This window comes from Variovorax boronicumulans, from assembly GCF_009811375.1.
Classification (GTDB): domain Bacteria; phylum Pseudomonadota; class Gammaproteobacteria; order Burkholderiales; family Burkholderiaceae_C; genus Variovorax; species Variovorax boronicumulans.
This window is the reverse complement of record NZ_BKDH01000001.1, coordinates 1,585,968-1,601,458: the sequence shown is the minus strand read 5'-3', so window position 1 is coordinate 1,601,458 and position 15,491 is coordinate 1,585,968. Positions and strand designations below refer to the sequence as shown.

Genomic DNA, 15,491 nt, shown 5'->3' with positions numbered 1-15,491 from the left:
TGGGGCGACCGGTTGTGTCGCCCGATTGGGCCAGGGCGGGCCCGCAAGCGAGGCCGAGCCCCAGTGAAAGACCTGAAAGACCCGAAAGGCGCGCCCGTTGCAGGGGCGGGCCCGAGCGATCGCGCGGCGGCGATGCAATGCGATTCATCCGACTTCTCCTCCGGCCCGCGTCCCCGCAGGCTCCTGACCGATCGCGGACGCCGAGGGAGAAGAGACGAGGGGCGGTGCCGTTTCGCGCGAGGGAAAAGCGGCAGGCCCGGACACGCACTCCCGCAGCATCCGAAGGCGGTTGCGAAGGCCGGTATCCGGGCTCGCGGAGTGCGTCGGGTGCAATGCATGCACCTCGGCGCCGAAGCCCTCGCCTTCCCACGCCGAAGCGCAGTGGCTGCCCGGGCGAAGAATCGCCGGGACCTGAGGGTGTCGATGTCCGCTGACCGTTGCGGGGGCAGCGCAGGAATGGAAGGGTCGTTCAAAAAAACGACGCCTCGCACCTGCTTCCCGTTTAACCCCGCCGCCAATCCTGTGACTGGTCGTGCAGGGCACCTTCGAACCGTGGGGTGTTGGACGACACCGGTGTGAACCAATGTTTCCAACCGCCGGGATTATAGGGAGCGCCCTGCGGCAACGCCCTTGCGGGCCCCGTCAGACGGGCTTGCCGTCGGGCCCGAACAGCCGCCGCAGCACCGCCACGCCGGCCACCAGTGCATTCGAATACGTGGCGTAGGGCTCGTGGGCGGCTTCGAGCGGCATGTACACATGGGTGGAGTCGCCGGGCGAGCCGTCCACGGCCTCCATCAGCACCCAGTAGAACTCCCCTTCTTCCAGTTCGTGGACGGTGAGTGCGATGTCTCTCGGCGAAGGCATGACGGTCAGAGAAATGAAACAGGGAATGAACCCGCCTTTGAACGGGCAAGGGGCTGGCGCGGTTGTCAGTACTAGGGCTTCTCCTACAGTGCATGGACGCCGCGCGGCCTAATGTTAGGGGTGGGGAGTTGCATCAGAACAAGGAGTCAGCATGAAACATTTCACGCTTGAACCCAACATGCGCGCCGCCTTCGGTGGCGCGTTCTACCCGACCGGTTACTCCCTGGTGATGTTTCCGAGCGTCGAAGACGCCAGCCGCATCGGCCACGGGCTGATCGCGAAAGGCATCGTGAGCGGCGACGAGGTCTACCTGATACCGGCCGAAACCGTCCTGGCGGAAATCGCGCCGACCGTGCATGCCTCGCACAGTCCCCTGCCCTCCGCCGGCACCGACGGCGACACGGTGCGCGCCTTCATCCAGCTGGCCCACGAAGGCCACACGGGCCTGCTGATCCGCACCAAGGACGGCGCCATCGCCGAGCGCGTGATGGAACTGGTGCGTACCGTGCCCTACTCGATCGCCGAGCGTTATCGCACGCTGGTGATCGAGGATCTTTGAACGCCGGCCGAAGCGTCGGTCAAGGCGTCGGTGTCAGCCCGGCGCTGTGCCTCCATACCTCGGCAGCCGAGGTGGCAGGTGCCTGCGCCCAGCAAGGCGGGCAGCAGCAGATTCACCACCGGCACGAGCGCCAGCAGCAGGATCAGAACGCCGAACGCCACCATCGCACCGCGCTGGCGACGCACGACCTGCATGCGCTCCTCGCCGTTCGCAATGCCGGCGAGCGCGGGCGCCAGCAGGAAGCGCACGTTGAGGTAGGCGAGCAGCAGGAACAGCAGCACGCCGTTGATCACCGGCACCAGCAGGCACAGCAGCATCCCCAGGCTCGCGCCCAGCCAGGGCCCCAGCCATCCGCGCACGCCGACCAGCAAGCCCGAGGACTCGGGCCGTGACTGCAGCAGCGCCGGGTAGCGCGCCTGCACGCGCTCGCGCACCGGGCCCAACACCACCCAGCGCAACGCCAGCCGGATGGTGGCGACGATGACGCCGACGTACATCACCACCAGCACCACGACCGTGAGCAGCGCCGCATAGAGCAGCAACATCGCCAGCGCAGGGGCGATGCCCGCCATGCCCGCGATGCTCCCCCCACTGCCTCCCGTGCCGGGCAGCAGGCCGAGCACCGCCCCGCCCATCACGATGAAGACCGACACCACCCCGGCCGCCGTTCCGATCGGCTGGAAGTGGCGGTAGAGCACCCAGCTCCACACCGTGAAGACCAGCAGGCACAGGCCCGCGGAACGCAGCGCGATGCCGGGGCGCAGGCTGGAGCGGAAGGCCAGCGCGAGGCAGACCAGGGACTCGCGCACCGCGCCGAGCAACGAATGCCATCGGGCTTTCAGTGACATGGGATCAGAAAAAGGAGAAATCGATGAAATGTGCGGGCGCATGCCTTGGCCGAGGAACGGGCTCCTCGGCCGACGCGCGCTGCAACAGGAGGAATCGACCGGCCCTCAGGCCGGCACCGCCATCGCGGCGGCGCGCTGCACCACATCGCGGGCCATGGCCTGGGCGAGTTCCTGTTCGCCCAGGAACACCTTCGCGTCGGTTTCGGCGGCCAGCAGGCGGGCTTCCTGCTCGTTGTGGCTGCGCACCACGGTCTGGATGGTGGGGTTCAGCGTGCGCGCGGTTTCGATCATCTGGCGCACGTTCATGGCGTCGGGCGTGGCCACCACGAGCACGCGGGCGCGCGCCACGTGCGCCTGGATCAGCACCGCCGGATCGGCCGCGTCGCCCCACACGGCCGGAATGCCGGCCTCGCGCAGCTTCTCGACCAGCTCGCGGTTCTGCTCGGCCACCACGTAGGGGATGTCGTTCGTCTCGAGCTCGGCGGCGATGCGCCGGCCCACCCGGCCGTAGCCGACCAGCACCACCTGCCGCGACAGGTACTTGGCCTCGGTGGTCATCGGCAGTTCGGCCAACGGGTCGCTGCGCGCGTCGAGTTCGCGTGCGAACTTCGAATGCGCGTGCAGCCATTTCTGCAGCGGCGCGATCAGGCTGAACCACAGCGGGTTGGTAGCGATGGAGATCAGCGCGCCCGCCAGCACCAGGCTCTGCCCTTCCACCGGCAGCAGGCCGAGCGACACGCCCAGCCCGGCCAGGATGAACGAGAACTCGCCGATCTGCGCCAGGCTCGCGCTCACCGTGAGCGCGGTGGCCAACGGGTAGCGGAACACCAGCACCAGCGCACAGGCCGCGAGCGACTTGCCCAGCACGATCACCAGCACCACGGCCAGCACCTGCAGCGGGCGCTCCAGCAGCACCGACGGGTCGAACAGCATGCCGACCGACACGAAGAACAGCACGGCGAACGCATCGCGCAGCGGCAGCGACTCCTGCGCCGCGCGGTGGCTGAACTGCGACTCGCGCATCACCATGCCGGCGAAGAAGGCGCCCAGCGCGAACGACACGCCGAACAGCGCCGCCGAGGCGAAGGCGATGCTCACGGCCGCCGCCACCACGCACAGCGTGAACAGCTCGCGCGAACCGGTGCGCGTGACCTGCCAGAGAATCCACGGGAACACGCGCCGCCCCACCACCAGCATCAGCACGACGAAGCCGCCGACCTGCAGCAGCGTGAGGCCCAGCGTCTGCCAGACGGGGTCGCCGCTGGTGTCGACCTTGGTGCTGCCCAGCGCGCCCGCCAGCGGCGGCAGCAGCACGAGCACCAGCACCATCGCGAGGTCTTCGACCACCAGCCAGCCCACCGCGATGCGGCCGGTGAACGAATCGAGGATGCCCAGGCTCTCGAGCGCGCGCAGCAGCACCACCGTGCTCGCCACCGACAGCGCCAGCCCGAACACCAGCGCCGCGCCCCAGCTCCAGCCCCACCACATGGCGAGGCCGCCGCCGAGCAGCGTGGCGACCGCGATCTGCGCGATGGCGCCGGGCAGCGCGATCTTGCGCACCGCGAGCAGGTCGGCCAGCGAAAAATGCAGGCCCACGCCGAACATCAGCAGCATCACGCCGATCTCGGCCAGCTGCGCGGCAATGCCCGCGTCGGCCACGAAGCCGGGCGTGAACGGGCCGATGATCACGCCCGCCAGGAGGTACCCCACCAGCGCCGGTAATCGCAGCCGCGCCGCGAGAAAGCCGAACACCAGCGCCAACCCCAGGCCGGCGGCAATCGTATTGATGAGGGAGACGCTGTGGGGCATCGGTCCATTTTGCAGGAACGGCCCCCAACCTTTGAAGCCCGCAGGCTTCTACGGGCCTGCGTCTACACCCCTACGGAAGCGACGCGAACTATCGTAGGCATAAAGCACTTCTATTCGCATCGACACCTTTCTCATCCAGAATTTGAGCGGTCCCCCCGTCCCCCCAACAACAGGAGCCTCCCCATGAGCAACGAGAAAACCGAAGCGAAGTGCCCGTTCAGCCAGGCCACCGGCGCCGGCACCACGAACCGCGACTGGTGGCCCGAGCAGCTGCGCCTGGACCTGCTGCACCAGCACTCCTCCAAATCCGATCCCCTGGGCGCCGGTTTCGACTACGCCAAGGCCTTCCAGAGCCTGGACCTCGCCGCGGTGAAGAAAGACCTCGCCGCGCTGATGACCGACTCGCAGGACTGGTGGCCCGCCGACTTCGGCCACTACGGCCCGCTCTTCATCCGCATGGCCTGGCACAGCGCCGGCACCTACCGCATCGGCGACGGCCGCGGCGGTGCCGGCCGCGGCCAGCAGCGCTTTGCGCCGCTCAACAGCTGGCCCGACAACGTGAGCCTGGACAAGGCGCGCCGCCTGCTGTGGCCGATCAAGCAGAAGTACGGCCAGAAGATCTCCTGGGCCGACCTGCTGATCCTCACCGGCAACGTCGCGCTCGAAACCATGGGCTTCAAGACCTTCGGCTTCGGCGGTGGCCGCCCCGACGTGTGGGAGCCCGACCAGGACGTCTACTGGGGCCGCGAGAAGACCTGGCTGGGCGGTGACGTGCGCTACGCACAGGGCTCGCCCGGCGTCGAGAAAGACCGCGGCGTGCTCGTGAAGGACGACGACAGCAAGGTGCCGCACAGCCGCAACCTCGAGAACCCGCTGGGCGCCGTGCAGATGGGCCTGATCTACGTGAACCCCGAAGGCCCGGACGGCAACCCCGACCCGATCGCCGCAGCCCACGACATCCGCGACACCTTCGCCCGCATGGCCATGAACGACGAGGAAACCGTGGCGCTCATCGCCGGCGGCCACACCTTCGGCAAGACGCACGGCGCGGGGCCGGCCTCGAACGTCGGCAAGGAACCCGAAGCCGCCGGCCTCGAAGACCAGGGCTTCGGCTGGAAGAACAGCTTCGGCACCGGCAAGGGCGGCGACACCATCACCAGCGGCCTCGAAGTGACGTGGACCACCACGCCCACGAAGTGGAGCAACAACTTCTTCGAGAACCTGTTCGGCTACGAATGGGAGCTGACCAAGAGCCCCGCCGGCGCGCACCAGTGGGTCGCCAAGGGCGGCGCCGGTGCCGGCACCATCCCCGACGCGCACGACGGTTCCAAGCGCCACGCGCCGACCATGCTCACCACCGACCTGTCGCTGCGCCTGGACCCGGCCTACGAAAAGATCTCGCGCCGCTTCCTGGCCCACCCCGACCAGCTCGCCGACGCCTTCGCGCGCGCCTGGTTCAAGCTCACGCACCGCGACATGGGCCCGCGCGCCCGCTACCTCGGCCCCGAGGTGCCGGCCGAAGAGCTGATCTGGCAAGACCCGATCCCGGCCGTCGACCACCCGCTGGTCGACGCCAACGACGTCGCGGCGCTGACGAAGAAGGTGCTGGCCTCGGGCCTCACGCCTGCGCAGCTGGTGTCTACCGCCTGGGCCTCGGCCTCCACCTTCCGCGGCTCCGACATGCGCGGCGGTGCCAATGGCGCCCGCGTGCGGCTGGCGCCCCAGAAGGACTGGGCGGTCAACCAGCCCGCGCAGCTGGCCCAGGTGCTGAAGGCGCTCGAAGGCATCCAGAGCGAGTTCAACGCGGCACAGACCGGCGGCAAGAAGATCTCGCTCGCCGACCTGATCGTGCTGGCCGGCGGTGCGGGCGTGGAACAGGCCGCGCGCAATGGCGGGCGTGAAGTGAAGGTGCCCTTCTCGCCGGGCCGCGCCGACGCCTCGCAGGAACAGACCGACGTGCCCTCGTTCGAACCGCTGGAGCCCGCGGCCGACGGCTTCCGCAACTACCTGAAGGGCCGCTACAGCGTGCCCGGCGAAGCACTGCTGCTCGACAAGGCGCAGCTGCTCACGCTCACGGCGCCCGAGATGACGGTGCTGGTCGGCGGCCTGCGCGTGCTCGACACCAACGTCGGCCAGACGCGCCACGGCGTCTTCACGAAGACGCCCGGCACGCTGAGCAACGACTACTTCGTGAACCTGCTCGACATGGGTACGGAGTGGAAGGCCGTGTCGGACGCCAAGGAAGAGTACGAAGGCCGCGACCGCAAGACCGGCACCCTCAAGTGGACCGGCACGCGCGTCGACCTGGTGTTCGGCTCCAACGCGCAGCTGCGGGCCATCGCCGAGGTCTACGGCGCGTCCGACAGCCAGCAGAAGTTCATCGACGACTTCGTGGCCGCCTGGACCAAGGTGATGAACCTGGACCGCTTCGATCTCGCCTGAGGCGGGGCGCCAGCGCCGTCCGCGCCCCGGGGCCCTGCCCCGCGGGCGCGGACTCCCATGAACGAGGTATTCGTTTTCCGGGCCGGGGCACTAGATTCGGCCCCATGAAATTCGCGAAGGCATGGCTTGCCGCCGGCGTCGTCCTGGCGGCCTCGCAGTTCGGCGCGCTGCACGCGCAGGACGGCAACCCCGAATGGCGCGCGCTGCGCCAGGAACTCGTGCAACGCATCAACGCCAACTGCTACGACGTCGGCACGCTCGAGCTGGCGCAGCAAGTGCTGCAGACGGCGCAACGCACGGGCGGGCCCGAGTCCGCCGACACGGCCCTCAGCCTCGTGCTGCTGGCCCATGTCCACCAGCGGCAGGGGCAGCTGACCCGGGCCGCGCAGTCGTACACGGCTGCGCTCGCCATCCAGGAAAAGACCGCCGGGCCCGACAGCCCGATGGTGGCGTTCACGCTGAGCGCGCTGGCCGGCCTGCACTATCGCCGCGAGGCCTTCGACCAGGCCATTGCGCTGTACGAACGCGCCCTGGCGATCCACGAGAAGCAGCGGCGCCCCGACGCACACGCCGTGCTGTACAGCCGGCAGAACCTGGCCGCGGCCCATCGCGCCCAGGGCGCCTACGCCAAGGCCGCCCCGCTGTACGAACGCGAGCTCGACGCCAGGGCGCAGCCGCTGCTCGCGGTGGCCCTGGTGCACTGACGCGCACTGAAGCGCACCGAAACGCGCCGCACCGCACCCAAACGCGCGGGCCGGCGCCCTGCTCCGGCTACTGCGCCATCTTCGATTCGCGCGCGTTCACCAGCTCCTCGGGCTCCTGCGACTCGACCCAGCTCTCGTTGTTGAGCCCGGCCTGCAGCCGCTCGGTGTCCAGTTCGTTGGTCCACTTGGCGACCACGATGGTGGCCACGCCGTTGCCGATCAGGTTGGTGAGCGCGCGCGCCTCGGACATGAAGCGGTCGATGCCCAGGATGAGCGCCAGCCCCGCCACAGGCACGTGCCCCACCGCCGACAGCGTGGCCGCCAGCACGATGAAGCCGCTGCCCGTGACACCGGCCGCCCCCTTCGAGGTGAGCAGCAGCACGGCCAGCAGCGTGATCTCCTGCGTGAGCGTCATGGGCGTGTTGGTGGCCTGCGCGATGAACACCGCCGCCATCGTCAGGTAGATCGAGGTGCCGTCCAGGTTGAACGAGTAGCCCGTGGGAATCACCAGCCCCACGCAGGTCTTGTGGGCGCCCAGGTTCTCCATCTTCTCCATCATGCGCGGCAGCACCGATTCGCTGGACGAGGTGCCCAGCACGATCAGCAGCTCTTCCTTGATGTACTTGATGAACTTCCAGATGCTGAAGCCGTGAAAGCGCGCAATGAGCCCCAGCACCACGAAGATGAACAGCAGGCAGGTCAGGTAGAAAGTGCCCATGAGCTTGCCCAGCGACAGCAGGCTGCCCAGCCCGTACTTGCCGATGGTGAAGGCCATGGCGCCGAAGGCGCCGATGGGCGCGAGCTTCATGATGTAGTTGACGATCACGAACAGCACGTGCGAGCCCTTCTCGATCACGTCGAACACCAGCGTGCCGCGCCCGCCGAAGCGGTGCAGCGCAAAGCCGAACAGCACCGCGATCAGGAGCACCTGCAGGATCTCGCCCTTGGCGAAGGCGTCGACCACGGTGGAGGGAATCACGTTGAGCAGGAAGTCGACCGTGCCGGTCATCTTGCCGGGGCCGGTGTAGGCCGCGATGGCCTTGGTGTCGAGCGTGGACGCGTCGATGTTCATGCCCGCACCGGGCTTGAGCAGGTTCACCAGCACGAGGCCGACCACCAGCGCGATGCTGCTCACGATCTCGAAGTACAAGAGCGCCAGGCCGCCGGTCTTGCCGACCTTCTTCATGTCTTCCATGCCGGCGATGCCGACCACCACGGTGCAGAAGATGATCGGCGCGATGATCATCTTGATGAGCTTGATGAAGCCGTCGCCCAAGGGCTTCATCGACTCGCCGAGCGAGGGGTAGAAGTACCCCAGCAGCACGCCGACGATCACCGCAGTGATCACCTGCACGTACAGGGAACGGTAAAGGGGGAGCTTCCTGGGTACTGTGCTTGTTGTATGTGCCATGACTGCCTCCTGAAGGAATGAAGGGAAACGAGGAGAAAAGGGTTCGTGTCTCGGTTGCTTTCGATGGATGGGGTACTGCGTTCGGTGCCTGCGGCCGCCGCCGAAATGAAAAAACCCGCCGAAGCGGGTTTTTGTTTTCAGGGCGTGGCGCGCATGCTCAGTGCATGTGGAGGCCGCCGTTGACCGAGAAGTCGGCCCCGGTGCTGTAGCCGCCTTCATCGGTGGCGAGCCACGCGATGATGGAAGCGATTTCGCTCGGCTCGCCCAGGCGCTTGACCGGGATCGTGGCCACGATCTTGTCGAGCACTTCCTGACGGATGGCCTTGACCATGTCGGTGCCGATGTAGCCCGGGCTCACCGTGTTCACGGTGACGCCCTTGTTGGCCAGCTCCTGCGCCAGCGCCATCGTGAAGCCGTGCATGCCGGCCTTGGCCGCCGAGTAGTTGGTCTGGCCGGCCTGGCCCTTGGCGCCGTTGACCGAGCTGATGTTGATGATGCGGCCCCAGCCCTTTTCGACCATGTCGCCCACCACCTGCTTGGTGACGTTGAACATGCTGTTGAGGTTGGTTTCGATCACCGCGCTCCAGTCCTCGGGGGTCATCTTGAGGAACATGCGGTCCCGCGTGATGCCGGCGTTGTTGACGAGCACGTCAATCGCCCCGTGGGCCGCCTTGGCGGCGGAGAAGGCCTCGACGGTGGATTGCCAGTCGCCGACATTGCCGACCGACGCGTGGAACTCGAAGCCTTCGGCTTTCTGTTCGGCCAGCCACTTGGCGTAGTCCCGCGTGGGGCCGCAACCTGCGACCACGGTGAACCCGTCTTTGTAGAGACGCTGGCAGATGGCTGTTCCGATGCCACCCATGCCTCCGGTGACATATGCAACTTTCTTGCTCATGAGATTTCCTTGATTGAAGCTAGCAAAAAGCCTGAACGGCCGCCTTCACTCTAGCCATTTTCAGGCCACACAACTCTGAGGGAGAACACTGAGCCAAGCTTGCAACCAGCTGTCACGGACATCACCTCGGCGGCACTCTATATGCTTGCGGCTTCGCGCCCGTGACAGGGCCCCTGCCGGCCACCCCACCAGGAGTTCGCACGCATGAATTTCGCAATCGTCGTCTTCCCCGAGGTCGAGGAGCTCGATTTCGTCGGTCCCTGGGAAATGCTCACCATGTGGAGCAAGCTGGCCGGCGGCCCCGCCAACTGCCTCGTGGTGGCGCAAACGCATGGCCCGGTCGTCTGCGCCAAGGGGCTGTCGATCAACCCGCATGTCTCGTTTGCCGACTGCCCGCCGCTCGATTTCGTGCTCGTGCCCGGCGGCATGGGCACGCGGCGCGAGGTCGACAACCCCGCCATGGTGCAGTTCCTGGCCGCGCAGGCGCCGGGCTGCAAGGCGCTGCTGTCGGTGTGCACCGGCGCCTTCGTGCTGCATGCGGCCGGCCTGCTCTCGGGCCGCACCGCGACCACGCACTGGGGATCGCTCGACCGCCTGCGCGCGCTCGGCGACGTGAAGGTGGTGGAGCAGCGCTTCGTGCAGGACGGCCACGTCTGGACTTCAGCCGGCGTCTCGGCGGGCACCGACCTGATGCTCGCCTTCATCGCCCATGTGGCGGGCGAGGAAGCCGCGGCCAAGGTGCAGCTGCAGGCCGAGTACTACCCGGCCGACACGGTGTACGGCCACACCTCGAGCCACGAGCGCGCGCCATCGTATGTGCGGCGGCCGGGCTCGCGCATGGGCTCGGCCTGATCGTTCTTTCGCTTGTTTGTTTGATCGATCGAACGGTCGGTCATTTCTTCTTTCTTACTTCTTTCGACCTCCATGTCCACGCCCGACCTCACCGACCTCGAACCGCTTTCCGTGCTCGCCGCCCGCGTGGGGGCGACGCTGCGCGAGCGGCGCCAGACGGTGGCGGTCGCCGAATCGTCGGCCGGCGGCCTGGTCTCGGCCGCCCTGCTCGCCCTGCCAGGCGCCTCGGCCTACTTCCTGGGCGGCGCGGTCATCTACTCGCGGCGCGCCGGCAAGGCCCTGCTCGGCCTCACGCCCGAGGACATGGGCGACATGCGCGGCGAGACCGAGCCCTATGCGCGCTTCATCTCGGGCCGCATCCGCGACGCCCATCGTTCGAAGTGGGGCATCTGCGAGAGCGGCGCGGCGGGACCGTCGGGCAGCCCGTACGGCGACGCGCCGGGGCATGTCTGCATCGCCGTGACCGGCGCGGACGGCCTCGTGGTCAGCCGCACGATCGAGACCGGCGCGACCGACCGGCCATGGAACATGGATGTGTTCGCGCGGCTGTTGCTGAAGTTGTTCGAAGAGACGTTGCTGGCGAACGGCGACGCATGACCGAAACAGTGATTTCGACCGCCTCCGAAGAGGAGGTCCGCTCCGGCGTCCTGGGCCGCCGGTTGCGCGAGTTCAACTACGGCTTCGTCGGCGAGTACCCCGATACGCAACCCGTGTGGCTGAACGCGAAGGATGCGCAGGGCCGCCTGATGGGCGGGCTGCGTGGCTTCGTCTTCCTCGAATGGCTGCGCATCGACGTGCTGTTCGTCGAGGAGGAAGCCCGGGGCACCGGCCTGGGCCGCCGCCTGCTCGCGGAGGCGGAAGCGCGCGGCAAGGCGTTGGGTGCCGGGAATGCCGCGCTCGAAACCTTCGAGTGGCAGGCGCGAGGCTTCTACCTGAAGCAGGGCTACGAAGAGTTCGCGCGCATCGACAACTACGCGCGCGGCAACTACCTCGCCTACATGAAGAAGAAGCTCTGAGCCCGGGGCATTGCGGCCCCCGACCCCGAACCTCCTCTCAAGCTGTCGCGCTCAATCCGCCTGCACCCCCGCAGCCCGGATCACCTTCCCCCACTTCTCGATCTCCGCCGCCAGGTGGCTGCGCAGCGCTTCGGGCGTGACCTTGTCCATCGGCACGGCCTCGGTGCTCAGCTCGGCGAAGCGCTTCTTCACGTTGTCGTCCTGCAGCGCGGCGCGCAGGGCCACGTTGAGCTTCTCGATCACCGCCGGCGGCGTGCCCTTGGGCGCATACACGCCGTGCCACACCTTCACGTCGAAGCCCTTGAGGCCCTGCTCGTCGAGCGTGGGAATGTCGGGCATGCTCGACAGGCGCTTGGGCGTGGTCACGCCGAACACCTTCACGCGCTGGCCGTCCTTGATGACGGGCGCGGTCTGCGTGGTCTGGTCGCACAGCAGGTCGACCTGCCCGCCCATGAGGTCGTTGAGCGCCGGGCCTGCGCCCTTGTAGGGCACGGTCGTGAGCTGCACGCCGATCTGGTGCGCGAAGAGCATGCCGCACAGCTGCGAGACCGCGCCGATGCCGGCGTTGGCGAGCGAGACCTTCTCCTTGTTGGCCTTCACGTAGGCCAGCAGCTCCTTGAAGTTGTTGGCCGGGAAGTCCTTGCGCGACAGCAGGGTCATCGGCACGTCCATGACCTGGCCGACGTACTCGAAGTCTTTCAGCGGGTCGTAGTTGAGCTTCTTGTACAGCGCGGGCGCGGTGGCCATGCCCATGTGGTGGATGAGGATGGTGTAGCCGTTGGGCGCGGCCTTGGCCACGCGGGTCGGCGCGATGGTGCCGCCCGCGCCCACGGTGTTCTCGACCACCACGGTCTGCCCCAGCGACTTGCCCATGGGCACGGCGAGCATGCGCGCCACCACGTCGGTAGGGCCGCCGGCCGAGTACGGCACGACCATCACGATGGGCTTGTCGGGCCACGCGGCCTGCGCGGCGGCGGGCGATGCGGCGGCGAGCAGGCAGGCGCCCGCCGAGGCCGCGATGAGGGCTTTCAGTTTCCAGGTCTTCGTTGCGTTCACTTCTTTGTCTCCTTGTGGTTTGTCTGTGGATCAGTGCGTCACGGATGAATCGCCCGGGCCGTGAGATGCGGCCAGCGCCAGCCAGCGCTCGGCCAGCCGCACCACGGGCCCGTCGACCATGCGGCCGTCAAGGCTCACGACGCCGCCGCCGGCCGCGCGCACGGCCTCGGTGACGCGGTGCGCCCAGGCCACCTCGTCGGCCGTGGGCCCGAGCGCGGCCTGCACGGGCGCGACCTGTTCGGGATGGATGCACAGCTTGGCGCCGAAGCCGCCGCGCCGGGCGCGCGCGGTGTCGGCGGCGAGCCGCTGCGCATCGCGCCAGTCGGGCGACACGCCGTCGATGGGCGTGGCCAGCCCGGCGCGGCGCGAGGCCAGCACGAGCGCGAGGCGCACGGCCGTCAGCTCGACCTCGTCGGCATCGCAGGCCATGCCGAGGTCGGCCTGGAAATCGAGATGGCCGAAGGCCAGCCGCAGCACCTGCGGCGCACCCGCGATGGCATCGAGCGCAGCGAGCCCCGCAGCCGATTCGATGAGCGGCACCAGCACGGCCTTCGGTCCGGCCGTGGCGGCCAGCCGATGCAGTTCGTCGGCGTGCTCGGCCTTGGGCAGCACGATGCCGGCGATGAGGCCCTCGGCGATCCAGCCGGCCGCGCGCGCGCAGTCGTCGTCATGCCACGGCGTGCCGCTCGCGTTCACGCGCACGAGCAGCCGCCCTCGCCCTTCGGCGGGCAGCGCTGCCAACGAGGCGCCGAGCGCATCGCGCGACTCGGCCTTGCGCGCGGGCGCCACGGCATCTTCGAGGTCGATGATCACGCCGCCCGCGCCCGTCGCCAGTGCGCGCGCATGACGCTCGGGCCGGTCGGCCGGCACGAAGAGAAAGGCGCGCGCCAAAGCGAGCGCTTGATTGGCGGGTCCGCTCATACCGCGCCGGCCGCGCGCAGCGCTGCAATCGCGTCGTCGCCACGGCCCAGGCTGCGCAGGATGGCGTCGGTGTGCTGGCCGACCGCGGGCACCGGGTCCATGCGGTAGTCGAACGCGCTCTGGCGACCGGCGGGCAGCAGCGCCGGGATGTCGCCGGCCGGCGAACCCACTTGGCGCCAGCGCTCGCGCGCCTGCAGCTGCGGGTGCGCCCACAGCCCGGCCATGTCGTTCATGCGCGCGTTGGCGATCTGCGCGGTGTCGAGCCGTTCGAGCACCTGCGCCGCGCTGAGCGCGCCGAAGGTGTCGACGATGAGCGTGCGCAGCGCCTCGCGGTGTTCGTTGCGCCGCGCGTTGCTGTCGAAGCGCGGGTCGCTCGCGAGCTCGGGGCGCAGCAGCACCTTGTCGCAGAAGGCGCGCCACTCGCGCTCGTTCTGCAGGCCCAGCATCACGGTGCCGCCGTCGCCGGCGGGGAACGGGCCGTAGGGATAGATGGTCGCGTGCGAGGCGGCGCTGCGCGGCGGCGGCGGCGCGCCGTCGTAGGCGTAGTACATCGGATAGCCCATCCACTCGGCGAGCGATTCGAGCATCGACACGTCGATGTGCGAGCCCTTGCCCGTCTTGCCGCGCTGCATCAGCGCCGCGAGGATGCCGGTGTAGGCGTACATGCCCGCCGCGATGTCGGCGATGGAGTTGCCCGACTTGCACGGGTCGTCGGGCGTGCCCGTCACCGAGAGAAAGCCGGCCTCGCTCTGGATCAGCAGGTCGTAGGCCTTCTTGTCGCGGTACGGGCCGTCTTCGCCGTAGCCCGAGATGTCGCAGACGATGAGCGCGGGGTGTTTTTCCTGAAGCACCTGCGCGCCCAGGCCCATGCGCGCGGCGGCGCCGGGTGCGAGGTTCTGCACCAGCACGTCGGCGCCGGCCACCAGCTCCTGCAGCACGGCGAGCGCGGCGGGCTGTTTCAGGTCGAGCGTGAGGCTTTCCTTCGAGCGGTTGACCCACACGAAGTGCGAGGCCTCGCCGTTCACGCGCTCGTCGTAGGCGCGCGCAAAGTCGCCGCCGCCGGGGCGCTCGACCTTGATGACGCGCGCGCCGAGGTCGGCGAGCTGGCGGGTGCAGAACGGCGCCGCGATGGCGTGTTCGAGCGAGATGACGGTGATTCCGTCCAGGGGTCTGGTCATGGGCTTCTTCTTTCTTTCCTTGCGTCAGGCGAGCACGGCCGTGGCCTGCATCGTGAGCCAGCCGTCGGCGTCTTCGCCCCACAGGCTGAAGGTCTTGCCGTCGGTGCTGCCTTCGGCGGGCTTGCCGTGCACGCGGAACGGCGCGATGTCGAAGGTCGGTCGCACGGCGCGGAACTCGAAGCGCGCGAGCTGCGCATCGGCCGGCGCGTTGCGGCGCAGCAGGTCGACCAGCAGCGTCGCGATCAGCGGCCCGTGCACGATGAGGCCCGGGTAGCCCTCGACCTGCGTCACGTAGCGGCGGTCGTAGTGGATGCGGTGGCCGTTGAAGGTCAGCGCCGAGTAGCGGAACAGCAGCACGTCGTCGGGCACGAGGTCGCGGCTGAAGGCGGCGTCTTTCGGTGCGGGCGTGGGCGATGGTGCGGCCTCGCCCGGTGCGGCGGCGGCGCGGTAGACGATGTCGTGCTCTTCGGTCAGCGCCAGCCCGCGCGCGTTGCGCACTTCATGGCGCACCAGCACGAACACCAGCTCGCCCGTGCGGCCGGCCTTGTGCGTGACCGAGGCGATGGTCGACGTGCGCTCGACCGCATCGCCCACCTGCAGCGGATTGCCCGGTTCCCACGTCAACCGGCCGCCGGCCCACATGCGGCGCGGCAGCGGCACGGGCGGCAGGAAACCGCCGCGCTTCGCGTGGCCGTCTTCGCCGATCTCGGATTGGCGGTGGTGCGGCAGGAAGTAGAGCCAGTGCCACAGCGCAGGCAGGCGCGTGCCCGCCTCGGGCAGCGGGTCGTCGCGGTCGAGCGTGGCGGACAGCGCGCGCACGGGCGCGGCGGTGAGGTCGTCGCGCAGCGTTTCGGTGCGGCCCTGCCAGGCCTGCAGGTGCGCGAGAGCTTCGGCGTCGATCAGGGGAGAAGTCATGTCGTGTGTGTCGGGAAGAAG

15 protein-coding genes and 1 riboswitch are annotated in these 15,491 nt (G+C 68.7%); of the genes, 6 read left to right on the top strand and 9 right to left on the bottom strand.

What is annotated here, in order from left to right:
• Positions 1 to 279: 279 nt before the first annotated feature.
• A riboswitch (cobalamin riboswitch) is annotated at positions 280 to 561 on the bottom strand.
• Positions 562 to 642: 81 nt separating this feature from the next.
• On the bottom strand, positions 643 to 864 hold the full coding sequence (locus VHAB30_RS07200; protein ID WP_159276325.1) for a hypothetical protein: 222 nt from the start codon (positions 862 to 864) through the stop codon (positions 643 to 645).
• Between the two features lie 151 nt (positions 865 to 1,015).
• On the opposite strand from VHAB30_RS07200, the gene VHAB30_RS07195 reads away from it, so the two are divergent.
• The gene (locus VHAB30_RS07195; protein ID WP_070061115.1) at positions 1,016 to 1,423 is read left to right on the top strand and encodes a hypothetical protein; all 408 of its coding nucleotides are present in this window, start codon (positions 1,016 to 1,018) and stop codon (positions 1,421 to 1,423) included.
• Here VHAB30_RS07195 and VHAB30_RS07190 read toward each other — a convergent pair.
• Both VHAB30_RS07190 and ybaL read right to left on the bottom strand, forming a co-directional pair.
• On the bottom strand, positions 1,393 to 2,271 hold the full coding sequence (locus VHAB30_RS07190; RefSeq protein ID WP_159276324.1) for an EI24 domain-containing protein: 879 nt from the start codon (positions 2,269 to 2,271) through the stop codon (positions 1,393 to 1,395). The genes VHAB30_RS07195 and VHAB30_RS07190 overlap by 31 nt on opposite strands.
• 105 nt (positions 2,272 to 2,376) lie before the next feature.
• Entirely contained in the window at positions 2,377 to 4,080 is a 1,704-nt protein-coding gene (gene ybaL / locus VHAB30_RS07185; protein ID WP_159271447.1) for a YbaL family putative K(+) efflux transporter, read from the bottom strand.
• Between the two features lie 183 nt (positions 4,081 to 4,263).
• Between ybaL and katG the strand changes: the two genes are divergently transcribed.
• Positions 4,264 to 6,522: a catalase/peroxidase HPI gene (katG, locus tag VHAB30_RS07180; RefSeq protein WP_159276323.1), complete on the top strand. Its 2,259-nt coding sequence runs from the start codon at positions 4,264 to 4,266 to the stop codon at positions 6,520 to 6,522.
• Positions 6,523 to 6,626: 104 nt separating this feature from the next.
• On the top strand, positions 6,627 to 7,226 hold the full coding sequence (locus tag VHAB30_RS07175) for a tetratricopeptide repeat protein (RefSeq protein WP_159276322.1): 600 nt from the start codon (positions 6,627 to 6,629) through the stop codon (positions 7,224 to 7,226).
• A gap of 67 nt (positions 7,227 to 7,293) precedes the next feature.
• On the opposite strand, the gene VHAB30_RS07170 is transcribed toward VHAB30_RS07175, so the two are convergent.
• On the bottom strand, positions 7,294 to 8,637 hold the full coding sequence (locus VHAB30_RS07170; protein WP_062480874.1) for a dicarboxylate/amino acid:cation symporter: 1,344 nt from the start codon (positions 8,635 to 8,637) through the stop codon (positions 7,294 to 7,296).
• 157 nt (positions 8,638 to 8,794) lie between these two features.
• The gene (gene phbB, locus VHAB30_RS07165) at positions 8,795 to 9,532 is read right to left on the bottom strand and encodes an acetoacetyl-CoA reductase (RefSeq protein ID WP_062480872.1); all 738 of its coding nucleotides are present in this window, start codon (positions 9,530 to 9,532) and stop codon (positions 8,795 to 8,797) included.
• 204 nt (positions 9,533 to 9,736) lie between these two features.
• Here phbB and VHAB30_RS07160 point away from each other — a divergent pair, with 204 nt between their 5' ends.
• The 3 genes from VHAB30_RS07160 (at position 9,737) to VHAB30_RS07150 (ending at position 11,400) form a co-directional block, all read left to right on the top strand.
• A complete protein-coding gene (locus VHAB30_RS07160; protein WP_159276321.1) occupies positions 9,737 to 10,384 on the top strand; it encodes a DJ-1/PfpI family protein in 648 nt (215 codons plus the stop codon).
• 72 nt (positions 10,385 to 10,456) lie between these two features.
• Positions 10,457 to 10,981, top strand: coding sequence for a CinA family protein (locus tag VHAB30_RS07155; RefSeq protein WP_062480868.1), 525 nt, complete (start codon positions 10,457 to 10,459; stop codon positions 10,979 to 10,981).
• Positions 10,978 to 11,400, top strand: a complete 423-nt coding sequence (locus VHAB30_RS07150) for a GNAT family N-acetyltransferase (RefSeq protein WP_095947110.1) — start codon at positions 10,978 to 10,980, stop codon at positions 11,398 to 11,400. Before VHAB30_RS07155 ends, VHAB30_RS07150 begins: the two co-directional genes overlap by 4 nt.
• A 51-nt stretch (positions 11,401 to 11,451) precedes the next feature.
• On the opposite strand, the gene VHAB30_RS07145 is transcribed toward VHAB30_RS07150, so the two are convergent.
• Genes VHAB30_RS07145 through VHAB30_RS07130 form a run of 4 tightly spaced genes read right to left on the bottom strand, consistent with a single transcriptional unit; the run spans position 11,452 to position 15,470 of the window.
• Complete coding sequence (locus VHAB30_RS07145) at positions 11,452 to 12,456, bottom strand: tripartite tricarboxylate transporter substrate binding protein BugD (protein ID WP_139703091.1); 1,005 nt, start codon at positions 12,454 to 12,456, stop codon at positions 11,452 to 11,454.
• A gap of 30 nt (positions 12,457 to 12,486) precedes the next feature.
• The gene (locus VHAB30_RS07140) at positions 12,487 to 13,377 is read right to left on the bottom strand and encodes an HpcH/HpaI aldolase/citrate lyase family protein (RefSeq protein ID WP_159276320.1); all 891 of its coding nucleotides are present in this window, start codon (positions 13,375 to 13,377) and stop codon (positions 12,487 to 12,489) included.
• Positions 13,374 to 14,555: a CaiB/BaiF CoA transferase family protein gene (locus VHAB30_RS07135; RefSeq protein ID WP_070061123.1), complete on the bottom strand. Its 1,182-nt coding sequence runs from the start codon at positions 14,553 to 14,555 to the stop codon at positions 13,374 to 13,376. The genes VHAB30_RS07140 and VHAB30_RS07135 overlap by 4 nt, the downstream gene beginning before the upstream one ends.
• Before the next feature lie 24 nt (positions 14,556 to 14,579).
• Complete coding sequence (locus VHAB30_RS07130) at positions 14,580 to 15,470, bottom strand: FAS1-like dehydratase domain-containing protein (RefSeq protein ID WP_159276319.1); 891 nt, start codon at positions 15,468 to 15,470, stop codon at positions 14,580 to 14,582.
• Between the last annotated feature and the right edge of the window lie 21 nt (positions 15,471 to 15,491).

Coding starts and splice junctions, on each gene's coding strand:
- VHAB30_RS07130 (WP_159276319.1), bottom strand. CDS start 15,470: ATGACTTCTCCCCTGATCGACGCCGAAGCTCTCGCGCACCTGCAGGCC.
- VHAB30_RS07135 (WP_070061123.1), bottom strand. CDS start 14,555: ATGACCAGACCCCTGGACGGAATCACCGTCATCTCGCTCGAACACGCC.
- VHAB30_RS07160 (WP_159276321.1), top strand. CDS start 9,737: ATGAATTTCGCAATCGTCGTCTTCCCCGAGGTCGAGGAGCTCGATTTC.
- VHAB30_RS07150 (WP_095947110.1), top strand. CDS start 10,978: ATGACCGAAACAGTGATTTCGACCGCCTCCGAAGAGGAGGTCCGCTCC.
- phbB (WP_062480872.1), bottom strand. CDS start 9,532: ATGAGCAAGAAAGTTGCATATGTCACCGGAGGCATGGGTGGCATCGGA.
- VHAB30_RS07170 (WP_062480874.1), bottom strand. CDS start 8,637: ATGGCACATACAACAAGCACAGTACCCAGGAAGCTCCCCCTTTACCGT.
- VHAB30_RS07190 (WP_159276324.1), bottom strand. CDS start 2,271: ATGTCACTGAAAGCCCGATGGCATTCGTTGCTCGGCGCGGTGCGCGAG.
- VHAB30_RS07155 (WP_062480868.1), top strand. CDS start 10,457: ATGTCCACGCCCGACCTCACCGACCTCGAACCGCTTTCCGTGCTCGCC.
- VHAB30_RS07140 (WP_159276320.1), bottom strand. CDS start 13,377: ATGAGCGGACCCGCCAATCAAGCGCTCGCTTTGGCGCGCGCCTTTCTC.
- VHAB30_RS07200 (WP_159276325.1), bottom strand. CDS start 864: ATGCCTTCGCCGAGAGACATCGCACTCACCGTCCACGAACTGGAAGAA.
- VHAB30_RS07175 (WP_159276322.1), top strand. CDS start 6,627: ATGAAATTCGCGAAGGCATGGCTTGCCGCCGGCGTCGTCCTGGCGGCC.
- VHAB30_RS07195 (WP_070061115.1), top strand. CDS start 1,016: ATGAAACATTTCACGCTTGAACCCAACATGCGCGCCGCCTTCGGTGGC.
- katG (WP_159276323.1), top strand. CDS start 4,264: ATGAGCAACGAGAAAACCGAAGCGAAGTGCCCGTTCAGCCAGGCCACC.
- ybaL (WP_159271447.1), bottom strand. CDS start 4,080: ATGCCCCACAGCGTCTCCCTCATCAATACGATTGCCGCCGGCCTGGGG.